The sequence below is a fragment of the Mesorhizobium sp. M7A.F.Ca.MR.148.00.0.0 genome (assembly GCF_003997735.1).
Classification (GTDB): Bacteria; Pseudomonadota; Alphaproteobacteria; order Rhizobiales; family Rhizobiaceae; genus Mesorhizobium.
Genome location: NZ_RZTB01000764.1, coordinates 1 through 222, shown reverse-complemented (window position 1 = coordinate 222; position 222 = coordinate 1). Strand labels below are relative to the sequence as shown.

The following is a 222-nucleotide window of genomic DNA, read 5'->3' as shown; positions in this document are numbered from 1 at the left end:
AGTCGGGCGAGGGCGGCTGGATGCCAAAGCCCATGAAGGAGAGCGTGGCGACGGCGAAAATGGCATAGCCGAGCCGCACGGTGGTTTCGACCAGGATCGGCGGGATGACGTTGGGCAGGATCTCGACGAACATCGTATGCAGGGCACTTTCATGCCTGAGTTGTGCGGCGGCGACATAGTCGAGCTCGCGCTCGGCCAGCACCGCCGAGCGCACGGTGCGCG

General features: G+C 65.3%; 1 protein-coding gene. It reads right to left on the bottom strand.

The window, feature by feature from the left end:
• A partial coding sequence (locus EOB49_RS36180) for an ABC transporter permease subunit (RefSeq protein WP_127383595.1) occupies window positions 1-222 on the bottom strand: 222 nt, incomplete at both ends.